This window comes from Cognatitamlana onchidii (genome assembly GCF_004804355.1).
GTDB lineage: Bacteria > Bacteroidota > Bacteroidia > Flavobacteriales > Flavobacteriaceae > Cognatitamlana > Cognatitamlana onchidii.
Genome location: NZ_SRWZ01000005.1, coordinates 268,377 through 281,219, shown reverse-complemented (window position 1 = coordinate 281,219; position 12,843 = coordinate 268,377). Strand labels below are relative to the sequence as shown.

10 protein-coding genes, 2 tRNA genes and 1 rRNA gene are annotated in these 12,843 nt (G+C 34.4%); 12 read left to right on the top strand and 1 reads right to left on the bottom strand.

Features of this window, described 5'->3' with window-relative positions; genetic code table 11:
• A 5S ribosomal RNA gene (gene rrf, locus E5D58_RS11575) occupies positions 1–83 on the top strand; the annotation flags it as partial.
• Positions 84–321: 238 nt separating this feature from the next.
• A complete protein-coding gene (locus tag E5D58_RS11570) occupies positions 322–1,674 on the top strand; it encodes an RNA-binding domain-containing protein (protein WP_136482020.1) in 1,353 nt (450 codons plus the stop codon).
• A gap of 60 nt (positions 1,675–1,734) precedes the next feature.
• Here the strand turns inward: E5D58_RS11570 and E5D58_RS11565 are convergent.
• Positions 1,735–1,807 (bottom strand) — tRNA-Phe (locus tag E5D58_RS11565).
• 181 nt (positions 1,808–1,988) lie between these two features.
• Here E5D58_RS11565 and E5D58_RS11560 point away from each other — a divergent pair.
• From E5D58_RS11560 to E5D58_RS11515, 10 genes are all read left to right on the top strand, one after another.
• Positions 1,989–2,717 (top strand): type III pantothenate kinase, encoded by a 729-nt coding sequence (locus E5D58_RS11560; protein WP_136482019.1) that lies wholly within the window; start codon positions 1,989–1,991, stop codon positions 2,715–2,717.
• On the top strand, positions 2,714–4,024 hold the full coding sequence (locus E5D58_RS11555) for a hypothetical protein (protein WP_136482018.1): 1,311 nt from the start codon (positions 2,714–2,716) through the stop codon (positions 4,022–4,024). The genes E5D58_RS11560 and E5D58_RS11555 overlap by 4 nt, the downstream gene beginning before the upstream one ends.
• Before the next feature lie 18 nt (positions 4,025–4,042).
• The gene (locus E5D58_RS11550; protein ID WP_136482017.1) at positions 4,043–5,422 is read left to right on the top strand and encodes a tetratricopeptide repeat protein; all 1,380 of its coding nucleotides are present in this window, start codon (positions 4,043–4,045) and stop codon (positions 5,420–5,422) included.
• The gene (lptC, locus tag E5D58_RS11545) at positions 5,422–5,976 is read left to right on the top strand and encodes an LPS export ABC transporter periplasmic protein LptC (protein WP_136482016.1); all 555 of its coding nucleotides are present in this window, start codon (positions 5,422–5,424) and stop codon (positions 5,974–5,976) included. The genes E5D58_RS11550 and lptC overlap by 1 nt, the downstream gene beginning before the upstream one ends.
• A 57-nt stretch (positions 5,977–6,033) precedes the next feature.
• Positions 6,034–6,225 carry a hypothetical protein gene (locus tag E5D58_RS11540; protein WP_136482015.1) on the top strand — a complete coding sequence of 64 codons (192 nt, stop codon included), beginning with the start codon at positions 6,034–6,036 and terminating at the stop codon, positions 6,223–6,225.
• A gap of 3 nt (positions 6,226–6,228) precedes the next feature.
• Positions 6,229–7,521, top strand: a complete 1,293-nt coding sequence (locus E5D58_RS11535; RefSeq protein ID WP_136482014.1) for a hemolysin family protein — start codon at positions 6,229–6,231, stop codon at positions 7,519–7,521.
• Between the two features lie 133 nt (positions 7,522–7,654).
• A complete protein-coding gene (locus tag E5D58_RS11530; RefSeq protein ID WP_136482013.1) occupies positions 7,655–9,784 on the top strand; it encodes a peptidylprolyl isomerase in 2,130 nt (709 codons plus the stop codon).
• A 149-nt stretch (positions 9,785–9,933) separates the two neighbouring features.
• A complete protein-coding gene (gene trxB / locus E5D58_RS11525; RefSeq protein ID WP_136482012.1) occupies positions 9,934–10,902 on the top strand; it encodes a thioredoxin-disulfide reductase in 969 nt (322 codons plus the stop codon).
• 116 nt (positions 10,903–11,018) lie between these two features.
• Positions 11,019–11,093 (top strand) — tRNA-Pro (locus E5D58_RS11520).
• Between the two features lie 1,070 nt (positions 11,094–12,163).
• Positions 12,164–12,838, top strand: coding sequence for a bifunctional 4-hydroxy-2-oxoglutarate aldolase/2-dehydro-3-deoxy-phosphogluconate aldolase (locus E5D58_RS11515; protein WP_205660319.1), 675 nt, complete (start codon positions 12,164–12,166; stop codon positions 12,836–12,838).
• The last annotated feature ends 5 nt before the right edge of the window (positions 12,839–12,843 follow it).

Below are 12,843 nucleotides of genomic sequence, written 5' to 3'. Positions count from 1 at the left end.
ACCTCTTACCATTCCGAACAGAGAAGTTAAGCCCATTAGCGCCGATGGTACTACACTTGTGGAAGAGTAGGTCGCTGCCTTTTTTGAATCCTCAATCTAAGCTAGATTGAGGATTTTTTTTGCTTTAATATTTAGGAATACTTGATTTGACTTAGTGCCGTGATTGAGGTATAACCATTTTAAAAGCCTCCGCCATATTCCTCATAGATGCCTTTATAAAAGGTTAACATAAATTTTTTTATTCATATAAATAATGTCAATTTTGTGTCAGTAAGTGTTAAAGATTATTTTAACAAAAAGAGGGCTACTAAAATTATTTTAATGGACAAGCAAGGCTTAAATAAATTACTTTTTTTTATTTCGCTTATAGTATTTTCTACAGCGGTATTTTCGCAATCATATAAGGTGGCCTGCTTAAACGATTACCCGCCTTATTCTTCTTTAGATTCGCAAGGAAAGTTGTCAGGGTTTATTATAGATTGGTGGGATTTATGGAGCAAAGAAACTGGAATAGGTGTAATTTTTGTTCCAGGAAGTTTAGATGATTGTATAGATAGGCTAAAGCATAATAGGGTTGATATTATTGCAGGAGGCTTCTATTCAGATGAGCTCAGTGAAGTTTACGATTTTGGAGATCAAATACTGGCTACGCAAGCTATTCTTTGTATTAGGAATGGTTTTGACCCAGTTAGCATGGATAGTTTAGATTTAGAGGTAAGCCATGTGAAAAACGGTTATACGGGAATGTATTTAAAAGAACATCACCCAGACTTAAAACTTAATGTTTACGAAAAGAATGCTGCTTTATATGATGCGGTTCAGCAAAAAGCCTTGGATGCGTTTGTTTATATTACACCAAGTTCTGTTTTAAATCTGGCTGATATTTCGATACCTGATGGCTATAAGCAATATGAAACTTTGTTTACCAATAATTTAAGACCTGTTGTTAAGAAGGGCAATGAAAGGGTTTTGGCCGATATAATGAAAGGATCTGAAAGTATTTCGAATGAAGATTTGTTAGAAGTAGCAAAAAAATGGAACGTTTTTAAGGATAAGGTAGCGCTAAACAAGTCCTTTTTGTATGTTTTATTTGGAGTTATAATAGCCTTAATTACTGGGATACTACTTGTTGGAAAAAGAGTATTTAAGCTTAAAAGAGGCAGGTTAGTATTTGATATACATAATTTGGAATCAGAAATCAGTAAGGGAGAATCTGATTTTCTTGAGTTTAAATCCTCACTGAGATGGGACTATTATCAAAATTCAAAAAATAAGGATTTAGAAGTGGTCGTTGCCAAAACCATATCTGCATTTTTAAACTCCAATGGTGGTATGCTACTTATAGGTGTGGATGATGAAGGGACTGTGTTAGGATTAGATAATGATTATAGTACACTGCGTAAAAATAATAGAGATGGTTTTGTTTTGGCCCTAATAACGCTTATCAATAATACATTAGGCAAACAAACCCATAAATATATTAGTACTAAAATAGTTTCATTACAAGATAAAGATATTTGTGTTATTGAAATAGAAAGGAGTAACAAACCTGTATTTTTAGTAAAAGGAGAGAAAGAAGAATTTTTTATCAGGGCTTCTGCTTCTTCCCAGCCTTTGGGTTTAAAAGATACTATGGCATATATAGAATCCCATTGGAAATCTAAGACCAGTTAACAGAATTATCGGCTTAAAAAACAAAAAATCCCGTAAACATAAAGTTTCGGGATTTTTTTGTGGTACCTCCAGGAATCGAACCAGGGACACAAGGATTTTCAGTCCTTTGCTCTACCAACTGAGCTAAGGTACCTCGCCAAAGCGGTTGCAAATATATATTCAATTTTATAATTCGCCAAACTAATTGCGTAAAAAATAATATGAATGAGCTTATTTTTTAAGTGTTTTATGCTAACCAATTAATTGTGAATATTATAACTTTTTATAACAGTTTAATTTCATGGGGTTTTGTAAATTTGAGCTTTTAGTAAGGAATGAATTTAATTGTTGATGTAGGTAATTCTTTTGTGAAACTTGCTGTTTTTCAAGAAGGTGTTTTAAAACATAAAAGGATTGTTGATATAGAGAATGTGCTGTATCATGTAAAAGCTATTAAAGAGAATTATGCGATCGATAGGGCTATTATTTCATCGGTAGGAAAACTTAATACAATTGATTTACAAGAGATAAGGCGTAGTTTTACTCTATTGCTACTCGATTTTAAAACAAAAGTACCTTTTAAAAACCTGTATGCAACTCCAAAAACTTTGGGAGTTGATAGAATGGCATTGGCAAGCGCTTCGGTAAAAATATATCCAAATGAAAATACACTTATTATAGATGCGGGTACTTGCATAACATTTGACTTTGTTGACCGCAGCAACCATTACCTTGGAGGAGCTATTTCGCCTGGCATATCTATGCGCTACCAAGCATTACATAATTTAACAGCCAAATTACCGTTATTAAAACCAATGTTACCCGAACACTTAATTGGTAGGTCTACAAATACATCGATGCATTCTGGTGTGGTAAATGGTGTTTTAAATGAAATTGATGGAACCATTGAAATGTATAAGCTTAAATATCCAGATTTAACAGTTATTTTAACAGGTGGCGATGCTAATTTTTTGTCTAAACAATTAAAAAGTAGCATATTTGCCAATTCTAATTTCCTTTTGGAAGGATTGGATTATATTCTTGAATTTAACTCAAACGAATGATAAAAAAACTTGTACTAGGTTTAATTGTATTAACTGCAATTCAAAGTTATAGTCAAGAGGCAACAACCTCACCTTATTCTTTTTATGGTATTGGTAGTTTAAATTTTAAAGGTACCGTAGAAAATAGAAGTATGGGGGGCTTGAGTATCTATACAGATAGTATTCATGTAAATTTAAGAAACCCAGCTTCGTATGGAGGAAATAACCTAGCGATGTGGGGAGGCGACAGCAGACCCGTAAAATTTTCATTGGGAGGCAGTTTTAAAAGAACAAATTTAAAAAGTGCCACAAGTAAAGGAGAGGCACAATCGGCTGCTTTAAATTATTTAGCTTTATCAATACCTATTGGTAAGCTAGGGTTTGGAGTTGGTGTTATGCCTTATACCTCAGTAGGTTACAGATTAGAATCTCTTAATGACGAAGGTGACGTAGACAACAGGTTTAATGGTGAAGGCGGTTTAAATAGAGTGTTTTTAGGCTTGGGTTACCAATTTACTGAAGGGTTGTCGGCAGGAGTAGATTTTCAATATAACTTTGGAAATATACAGAATAATGTTATTGCGTTTCAATACGATAATCGTGTTCCTGTACAGTATCAGTCGAGAGAGATTAATAGGTCTGATCTAAGTGGATTCACGGTTAACTTTGGGTTGTCTTATAAAGCCAAGATAAATGAAAGATTAGAATTGGTTACAGGGGCAACATACGCTCCTGAAAGGAAGATCGTTTCTGATAACGATAGACTATTCTCAACCATTACAATAGTGCCTAGTTCAGGGAGAGAAGTTCCTCTTAACACAGTAGAGGCAAACTTGGAAGCACTAGGTTTGGAGAAAACGGATTTAGTTATGCCTGCAAAATATAGCATAGGACTTGGGATTGGACAAGTTAGAAACTGGTTTATCGGCGCAGAATATTTTTTTCAGGAGTCGAGTAAATTCTCAAATGTGTTATACAGTACCAATAAAACAACCTATGAAGATGCGTCTACAATAGCAATTGGTGGCTTTTTTATTCCGCAATACAATTCTTTTTCAAGTTATTTTAAAAGAGCTGTTTATAGAGCAGGGGTACGATTTGAAAAGACTGGTTTGGTTATTAATGATGAATCTATTAATGAGTTTGGCATGTCTTTTGGTATAGGGTTACCAGTGGGCGATACAAGATTACTATCAAACGCAAATATTGGTTTCGAGTATGGTCAGCGCGGGACTACAAAGAATAATTTAATTCAAGAGAATTTTATTAATGTTCAATTAAGTTTATCTTTGAACGATAGATGGTTTCAGAAAAGAAAATTTCAATAAAAGCACAAAATTATTATCATGAAAACAAGAATTACGTTATTAGTATTATTATTTATTGGATTTAATATTGGGTTTGCTCAACAAGACGAGGAGTGCATCACAAAGCTTTCCATATTCCACGAGTACGTGAAAGCAAAGAATTATGATGCTGCCTACGAACCTTGGATGGCTGTAAGAAATAAATGCCCTAAGTTTAATATTGCCATTTATGCAGACGGCGAGAAAATATTAAATCACAAAATAGACAATGCTAGTGGTGCTGAAAAAACTGCTTTTATCAATGATTTAGTAAAGTTATGGGAGCAACGTGGCGAGCATTTTACAAGTAAGACACCTAAAGGAGAGTATCTTGCAAAGGCTTGTCAATTAAAATATGATAATAGAGATATTTTAAGCTTGTCTAAAGATGAGTTATATACTTGTTTTGATGAGGCCTACCACATGGATAAAGATTCTTTTACGAATCCTAAAAGTTTGTATACCTACTTCTCGTTAATGGTTGATTTGTTTGATGAAGGGAAAAAACCAGCACAAGATTTATTTAATAAGTATGATGACATAGTAGAGAAAGTTGAAGAAGAGGTAAAGAATTACTCTGAAAAACTAAACAAACTTGTTGCTAAAGAAGATGCGGGTACAGCTTTAACTAAAAAAGAGAACAGCTATAAACGTTACTACTCAAGTTATTTAAAGGCTTATGATCAGATATCCGGAAGTATTGATCAAAAATTGGGGAATAGAGCAAATTGTGAAAATTTAATTCCTTTGTACCAAAAAGATTTTGAAGCTAACAAAGATAATGCCATTTGGTTGCAAAGAGCTGCTGGTAAAATGTCTGAAAAAGAATGTACCGATGACCCGTTATTCTTTAAGTTAGTAAATGCTTTACATGAATTGAATCCTTCTGCAAGTTCGGCTTATTATTTAGGTTTACTTAAAGAGAAAGAGAAAAAGGCAAATGAGGCGCTTAAGTTTTATGATCAGGCAATTAGTCTAGAAACAGATGGTTTCAAAAAATCAAAACTTTATTATAAAGTAGCGACTAAATTAAAGGCAAGAAAAAGTTACGGAAAAGCAAGAAACTATTACAGACAAGCTTTAAAGCTCAATCCATCAAATGGAAGACCGCATATTGCTATAGCCTCTATGTACGCTGCTAGTGCGAATAGTTGTGGAGAATCAAATTTTGATAAGAGAGCGGTATATTGGTTAGCTTCTCAGGAAGCAAATAAAGCGGCACGTGTTGATCCAACAATGAAAAAGGCTGCATCTCAGTCTTCTGCAAACTATAAAGCAAAAGCTCCAAGTAAGGCAGAAGTATTTAGCTCTGGGAGAGCCGGAGAAACCATTAAAATTGGTTGCTGGATAAATAGTTCGGTTACCGTACCAAGTATTTAATGAAAATTAGAAGATTATATAAATTGTTAAACATCGTCACAGTTATTACTGTGACGATGTTTTTTTCATGTAATAATAATTACGACCAGGTTCAAAAAATTGGAATTTCTGAGAATGAACCATTAGGTGTTGACTATAATCTTAATTTAAAATATACGGCTTTTGGAAGGATAAAAGCTAATCTGTTAAGTACAAAAGCTTTAGATTATACCAATCGAGATTTTCCTTTTAGAGAATTTGTAGAGGGGGTAACACTTTATGTATTTGATGATCAGAATAAAAAGAGTACGGTGGTTGCAGATTATGCAATAGTCTATACAAGCAATAACCTTATAGACTTACAGGAAAACGTGGTTATAACCACAAACGATAGTAGTGTTTTAAAAACGAACCAGTTGTATTACGATGAAAAAAAAGAGTGGTTGTTTACTAATCAACCCGTTTCTTTTCAAACAAAACAAGATATTATTAATGGTAACGGATTCGATTCTAATTCAAAGTTTACTAATGCCGAGGTGCTCGAAGTTACTGGAATTATAACTCTTGAGGAGTAATTTTAAAGCCATTTTTTTCAATTTTAAGTATCTTTACAATCAAATTCAACAAATAAAATGAAGTATTCTAAAATATTCCAATATGCGTATTTAGTATTTGCTGTATTATTTATTTATGATGGCGTAACCAAATGGGGTAATGGAACAAACGGCGCTTATATTTCTTTTGGTTTAGCTGCCCTTGCTATTTTCATGTATTTCTTCAGGAAAAAGTTTAGTAAGAAGTTTGATAATAGAAATAACTCTTAGTAAATGAGTCTTTATGTAATTATAATAATTGCATCTTTAATACTTTCTGCTTTTTTTTCAGGGATGGAAATTGCTTATGTGTCGTCTAATAAAATTCATATTGAGATTGAAAAAAAGCAAGAAGGACTTTTAGCAAAGATATTAAGTAGGCTTACCGCTAAACCCTCCAAATTTATCACCACGATGTTAATAGGCAATAATATTGCTCTTGTTATCTATGGGTTTTTTATGGGAGATATGTTAATGGATTGGTTTCAAACCCTAATCCCTACATCGTATGGGTTTGTTGATTATTTATTGGTTGATGCTAGCCTGTTTTCACAAACGGTAATTTCCACTTTTGTTATTCTTATAACAGCAGAGTTTTTACCTAAGGTGTTTTTTCAAATTTATGCCAACACATTAATTAAAGCGCTGGCTATACCAGCATATTTGTTTTATATACTCTTTGCTGTGATATCAAACTTTGTTATTTGGATATCGGATTTTATATTGAAAGTGTTTTTTAAAACTGAAGGCGATCAAATTCAATTAGCTTTTACCAAAGTAGAATTGGGTAATTATATAAGTGAGCAGATGGAATCTGTTGAAGAGCATGAGGATGTAGATTCTGAAATTCAAATTTTTAAGAATGCCCTTGAGTTTTCAGAAGTAAAAGCTAGAGAGGTGATGGTTCCCAGAACGGAGATTATTGCTGTTGAAATTAATGACTCTATAAAATCTTTAAACACCTTATTTACAGAGAGTGGTAGAACAAAGATTCTGGTCTATAAGGAAAATATTGATGATATTTTAGGGTACGTTCACTCCTTTGAACTGTTTAAAGAGGCTAAGAGTATAAAATCAATGTTAACACCTGTAGAGTACGTTCCGGAAACAGTGCTCATTAAGGATGTTTTAAATGTCTTAACAAAGAAACGCAGAAGTATAGCCGTGGTTCTAGATGAATATGGTGGAACTTCTGGGATTATGACGGTTGAGGATATTGTAGAGGAACTCTTCGGTGAAATTGAAGATGAACATGATTCGATTGATTTAATAGAAGAGTTCGACGAAGCTACAAATACGTATAAGTTTTCGGCGCGTTTAGAAGTAGATGATATTAACGAAACTTACAAAATTAATCTTCCTGAAAGTGAGAATTACGAAACGTTGGGAGGGCTTATTGTAAATCATGCCGAAGAAATTCCTGGTCAAAACGATGTTGTGGTTATTGATACGTTTCAATTTGTCATTTTAGAAGTGTCAAATACTAAAATTGACTTAGTAGAACTTAAAGTTTTAGAGGAAGATTAAAATCCGATATTCTCCTTTCATTATTAAATAGAAAATGGTATTTTCGCGCACGATATTTTTGTCAAATTGCAATATTTGGCAGCAAATTAATAAGTATATCCCTGTAACTGGGTGTTAAAATTAAATTTTTCAGATGGCAGTTTTAAATAAGATAAGACAACGTTCACTATTCTTAATTCTCATAATCGCATTAGCGTTATTTTCCTTTGTATTAGCAGATTTATTCAAGAACAGTGATGCACTAACTTCAAAATCGCAAAATATAGTTGCCACTATAAATGGGAAAGACATTTCTCGAGAAGAATTTTTGCAAAAGGTAGAAGGGTTGCAGAGGCAATTGGGTCCAAATGCCACAAATACTCAGGTTATGAATAGAGTATGGGATCAAGAAGTAAGGCAAGCTGTGATGGAAACACAGTTTGAAGAGCTTGGCATTTCTGTTGAACAGGACCAGATGAGAGATTTACTTAGAACAGCTTTAGCAACAAGTCCTGAGTTTTTAAATGAAGCAGGATTGTTTGATGAGAATAAATTAAACGAGTATATAGCAAATTTAAAAGAAACATCTGCGCCTGGCTATGAGAGTTGGATTGGATATGAGAAGCAACTAGCTTTTAACGGATTAAACCAAAACTATTTTAATATGGTTAAGGCTGGTTTAACAGGAACGCTTTCAGAAGGGGAATTAGAGCATAAGTTAGAAGGTAATAAGGTTGATATAAAGTATGTTCAGGTAGCATATGCTTCTATTCCAGATAGTGTCGTGCAAGTATCTAAATCTGATATTTCAAGTTATATTAACGACAATAAAAAGCAGTATGAAGTAGAGGCCTCCAGAGATATTCGTTTTGTGGAATTTAAGGAGCAAGCATCGGTTGAAGATGAAAATGCCATTAAGGAAGAATTAGAAACCTATGTAAAAGGGCAATTGGTTGACGAACGAGGAAGAAAAGACACCATTGTTGCGTTTAGCAAAGTAAAGAATAATGAGGAGTATATCAACTCAATAGCCTCTTCAGATATTAAGTTTAACGATCGTTTTGTCTTTAAATCAAGTTTACCAACAGAGTTTGCGGAAGATATTTATGCACTTAACGAAGGTGAAGTTTTTGGTCCATATAAGCACGACGGTTTCTTTAAGGTATCAAAGGTAACGGCGGTAAAGCAAATTCCTGATTCTGTTAAAGTACGCCATATATTAATACCTTTTATCGGGGCTCAAAGTGCAACACCAGAAGTAACTCAAACAGAAGCAGAGGCTAAGACTTTAGCCGATAGCCTATTAACTGTTTTAAAGAGAAGTCGTTCTAAATTTCCAGAATTTGTAAAGCAATTTTCGTCAGATCAGGGAAGTATAGCAAAAGAAGGACGGTATGATTGGCACCCATATAACACGATGGTTCCTGAGTTTAATGACTTTGAATTTGATGGAAAAACGGGCGATTTAGGTGTTGTAAAAACTGTTTTTGGATTTCATATTATTGAAATAGAAGGTCAAAAAGAAAAGAAGAAGGCTGTTCAGGTAGGTACCATTGCTAGAAAGATTGAACCTTCGGAGGCAACAAGCGATAAAGTATTTAGAGATGCTTCAAGCTTTGAAATAAATGCAGGAGAAGGAGATTTTGAAACTGTTGCTGCTGAAAATAAATTTAATATAAGACCTGTAAACGGTATTAAAGTGCTTGATGAAAGCATTCCGGGCGTTGGTAATCAAAGACCTATAGTGCGTTGGGCTTTTCAAGATGAGACGTCAGTGGGCGATATTAAACGTTTTAATGTGCCAGGAGGATATGTTATTGCTCAATTAGTAGCGCAACATGAAGCAGGACTTATGTCGGTTGAAGATGCTACCGCAAAAGTTTTACCTGTTATAAGAAAAGAGAAGAAAGCAGAGATGATTAGATCTCGGGTTTCTGCTTCCACTTTAGATGATTTAGCTGCTGCAGAAAGCACTTCTGTTAGAACGGCTACAGGAATTAATATGAAAAACCCAACCATTTCAGGAGCAGGACGCGAACCATTAGTTGTTGGTGCTGCCTTCGGTTTAGATGAAGGTGAAACTTCCAGTTTAATTGATGGCGAGAAAGGCGTTTATATGATACAAGTAACAAAGGTTACTCCAGCAGTAGAACTTGATAACTACCAAGCCGCAGCTAATAGAGTTGAACAACAAAAGTCGAATGTGGTAAATTCTAAATTATATAATGCCTTAAAAGAATCGGCAGAGATTGAAGACAATAGAGCTAAAACACAAATTCAGTAGACTTAAGTAACATATTTGAATAAGCGCTTCCGTTTATAGGAGCGCTTTTTTTTATAGTTAAACCTTATTATTAAATAACAAGTGTTGATAACTTAAGTGTAAGTTTTCTATCAAAAAACCTACTTTTGTAAGGATAAAAAATAAAGATAATGTCTGATACAATAGAAAAAGTAAAATGCTTAATTATAGGCTCTGGACCTGCTGGCTATACTGCTGCTATTTATGCGGCAAGAGCTAACATGAATCCTGTTTTATACCAAGGAACGCAACCTGGAGGGCAATTAACAACCACAAATGAAGTGGAGAATTTTCCAGGGTATCCAGAAGGAGTTACTGGCCCAGAAATGATGATAGAGCTTCAAAAGCAAGCTGAACGATTTGAAACAGATGTTCGTAATGGCTGGGTTACAAAGGTTGACTTTTCAGGAGATGTGCATAAGGTGTGGGTTAATGAAACTAAGGAAATTCATTGTGACACTGTTATTATATCAACTGGAGCTTCTGCAAAATATTTAGGTTTAGATTCAGAACAGAAATATTTAAAGCTAGGAGGTGGGGTTTCGGCCTGTGCAGTTTGTGATGGTTTCTTTTACAGAAATCAAGAGGTAGTTATTGTAGGAGCTGGAGACTCTGCTTGTGAAGAGGCGCATTACCTTTCAAAGTTGTGCACTAAAGTAACCATGCTAGTTCGCAGAGATGAATTTAGAGCTTCTAAAATTATGGCGGCGCGCGTTAAGAATACAGAAAATATTGAAATACTTTTTAATACAGAAACCGAAGAAGTCTTGGGAGATGGTCAAGTAGTTACTGGTGTACGTGTCTTTAATAATCAAACTAATGAGAAGCACGATATTCCTGCTACAGGTTTCTTTGTGGCTATTGGTCATAAACCCAATACAGATATTTTTAAAGAGTATTTAAGTTTAGATGAAACAGGGTATATTATCAATGTGCCTGGAACGTCAAAAACTAATATAGAAGGCGTCTTTGTATCTGGTGATGCTGCAGACCATGTTTATAGACAAGCGGTAACAGCTGCAGGTACTGGATGTATGGCTGCCTTAGATGCTGAACGCTATTTAGCGGCAAAAGAAGCCAATATAGAGGTTTCAGCATAGAATAAATTAATGCAGATTAGAATATAAACCGAGATACATTATCTCGGTTTTTTAAGAAAGCAGCATTTATGTTTTGATTTTTATTGAAATATGCTTTCTTTGATGTTTTATTTCAACGGGATGTGGCGCAGTCCGGTTAGCGTACACGGCTGGGGGCCGTGTGGTCGCAGGTTCAAATCCTGTCATCCCGACAACCCTATAATTAGGTAAAACCAAAACACTGATAATTATATGATTATCAGTGTTTTTTGTTTTTTAGTATTTTGGTTAATTCTAATTGTTGACAAATAGAGCATTAAATAAGCACCCAATTAATGAATGCTTTTTCTGGAGGGTTTGGTTATTCTCGAGGAACTGAATCCTGTATTTTAGAGTAGTTTATGGGAAAATTTAAAAGTTCTACGTACACAGATCTTAAATGGTAACTTTCATTTAGTTATTACAATTTGTCTAAACTTGAGCCTAAATAGCGTCTCGCTTTTTTTTTAAATTATGAGTTATTTTGAGGGTTTAAATGTCTTTTGATGCGAATGTTTTTTTACAAAACATGAAAACCTAATGGCTATGCAGATTGTAAAATTCGATTTCCTAAACAATACAACTAGTATTAATCTTCTTTTGGCATCAGGTTTTTTTGTGGAGTTGATGGCCGGTAATATCACTTTTACTGCTTATATAGCCTTCTTTCCACTTGATTTGCTCATAGATACTCTTTATAATCTAAGTCCGTTCTAAAGCGTTCAGCAAACTCTAGAACTTTATGGAAGCGATGTTTCTTATTGAGATGTTGGAGATGCAGCCTTTAGGACAACCGATTCGATCTGTCGATTCTTAGAAAAAAAGACCAATAAATCATTAACACACTTTCTAAATGAAATCCGGCTTAGAAAAGCTTCACGATTTTTAATTCAGGAAGATTAGCCCATTTCAGAAATATGCCACGGTGTGGGATATAAATGCATTCCTAATTTCAACTAGCCACTTAAGCAAATCATAGGGTTGCCCAAAAGAATTTAGATGTAATTTTTAGCTTTTATTTGTTAAAGGGAATTTGTTGAAAGCCTATCCCGCTGCTTATTTATCCATTGATATTTAGGGTTTCCTAGCACTGTTTTTTATCCATAAGGTAAATTTAGCTAAGTACTGGGTAAGTTTTATGAATTCTTGCCTTTGTTTTTTGTCTTGTTTTGTAGAATGCTTTTAAGATACAACACCATGTTTTCGCTTAAAAGTCTATGTAAAACTTTATTAAAAATAGAAGATGCAACCTATAGCTCAAAAGTCAATGACTCCTGAAATGATTACAAAAATTGACGCTTCAGGTGTAATTGCAGTTTTGGTCATTGATGAACTGAAGCATGCCGTTCCTTTGGCAAAGGCTTTATTAAAAGGAGGGGTTGACGCAATTGAGTTGACCTTGCGTACCCCTGTAGCACTTGATGCAGCTAAATTGATTAAAAAGGAAGTCCCTGAAATTACTTTAGGTTTTGGGACTGTACTTACTACTGAACAAGTAAAAACTGTGGTGGATTTAGGGGCTGATTTTGCAGTTGCTCCTGGTTGTAATCCCAAAGTAATAGTTGAGGCTGTTAAGCGGGGTTTACCATTTGCACCCGGAATTATGACACCAACAGATATTGAAATAGCTCTTGAAGAAGGTTGTAGAATACTTAAGTATTTCCCAGCTGAAACTTCTGGAGGTATGGAGAACTTAAGGAATATGGTAGCCCCTTACCAATATCTAGGACTTAAATTTATTCCTTTAGGAGGATTGAATATTAATAATGCAAGAACCTATCTAGAGTCGTCTTTAGTTACAGCGATTGGAGGCTCTTGGATAGCAAAAAGCTCGCTGATACATGATGAAAACTGGGAGCAAATTACTCAGAACGCACAAGAAATAAGAAATTTGATATCTAACATAAGAACAAAATAATTTGT

Bases quoted from the DNA above. Each gene is read 5' to 3' on its own strand.
- E5D58_RS11550 (WP_136482017.1), top strand. From the start codon at position 4,043: ATGAAAACAAGAATTACGTTATTAGTATTATTATTTATTGGATTTAAT.
- E5D58_RS11530 (WP_136482013.1), top strand. From the start codon at position 7,655: ATGGCAGTTTTAAATAAGATAAGACAACGTTCACTATTCTTAATTCTC.
- E5D58_RS11555 (WP_136482018.1), top strand. From the start codon at position 2,714: ATGATAAAAAAACTTGTACTAGGTTTAATTGTATTAACTGCAATTCAA.
- lptC (WP_136482016.1), top strand. From the start codon at position 5,422: ATGAAAATTAGAAGATTATATAAATTGTTAAACATCGTCACAGTTATT.
- E5D58_RS11540 (WP_136482015.1), top strand. From the start codon at position 6,034: ATGAAGTATTCTAAAATATTCCAATATGCGTATTTAGTATTTGCTGTA.
- E5D58_RS11535 (WP_136482014.1), top strand. From the start codon at position 6,229: ATGAGTCTTTATGTAATTATAATAATTGCATCTTTAATACTTTCTGCT.
- trxB (WP_136482012.1), top strand. From the start codon at position 9,934: ATGTCTGATACAATAGAAAAAGTAAAATGCTTAATTATAGGCTCTGGA.
- E5D58_RS11560 (WP_136482019.1), top strand. From the start codon at position 1,989: ATGAATTTAATTGTTGATGTAGGTAATTCTTTTGTGAAACTTGCTGTT.
- E5D58_RS11570 (WP_136482020.1), top strand. From the start codon at position 322: ATGGACAAGCAAGGCTTAAATAAATTACTTTTTTTTATTTCGCTTATA.
- E5D58_RS11515 (WP_205660319.1), top strand. From the start codon at position 12,164: ATGCAACCTATAGCTCAAAAGTCAATGACTCCTGAAATGATTACAAAA.